Origin of the sequence: Streptomyces sp. BE20 (assembly GCF_036322525.1) — a bacterium.
In the GTDB taxonomy this organism is placed as follows: Bacteria; Actinomycetota; Actinomycetes; order Streptomycetales; family Streptomycetaceae; genus Kitasatospora.
In genome coordinates, this window is the sequence record NZ_JAQYWW010000901.1 from 1 (window position 1) to 934 (window position 934).

At 71.4% G+C, this 934-nt stretch carries 1 protein-coding gene; it reads right to left on the reverse strand.

From position 1 onward, the window contains the following. Positions 1 to 934, reverse strand: a 934-nt coding sequence (locus PUR61_RS19425; protein WP_329880242.1) for a polyketide synthase, incomplete at both ends; no start/stop codon positions are given.

A 934-nucleotide genomic window follows, 5' to 3' on the forward strand; every position in this document is an offset into this window, starting at 1 on the left:
CATCTTGATGATGCCGGCGACACCGGCCGCCGCCTGCGTGTGGCCGATGTTGGACTTCACCGACCCGAGCCAGAGCGGGTCACCGCCGTCCCGGTCCTGACCGTAGGTGGCCAGGAGGGCCTGGGCCTCGATCGGGTCACCCAGCGTCGTGCCGGTGCCGTGCGCCTCGACCGCGTCGACGTCCTGCGGGTTCAACCCCGCCTGCGCCAACGCCGCCCGGATCACCCGCTGCTGCGACGGACCGTTCGGCGCCGTCAGACCGTTCGACGCACCGTCCTGGTTCACCGCCGTACCCCGCACCACCGCCAGGACCTGCCGACCGGCAGCCCGCGCGGACGACAACCGCTCGACCAGCAGCATGCCGACACCCTCGGACCAACCCGTCCCGTCCGCGTCCGCGCCGAACGACTTGCACCGGCCGTCCGGTGCCAGACCCCGCTGACGCGAGAACTCCACGAACACATCCGGGTTCGGCATCACGGTGACGCCGCCGACCAGCGCCATCGAGCACTCACCTGACCGCAGCGCCTGCGCGGCCAGATGCAGGGCCACCAGCGACGACGAACACGCCGTGTCCACCGTCACCGCCGGGCCTTCGAGCCCGAACGTGTACGAGATCCGCCCCGACATCACCGACGAAGCCGTACCCGTCAGGAGGTGCCCCTCCACGCCGTCGGAAGCCTCGACCGGTCCGGAGCCGTATCCCATGAAGGAGGCGCCCACGAACACGCCCACCGGCTCGCCGCGCAGGCCGAGCGGATCGGCACCGGCCGCTTCCAGCGTCTCCCACGACGTCTCCAGCAACAGGCGCTGCTGCGGATCCATCGCCAGCGCCTCACGCGGCGAGATCCCGAACAGCCCCGCATCGAAGTCCCCCGCCCCGTACAGGAACCCGCCCTCCCGGGCGTAGAACGTCCCCGCATGCTCCGGATCC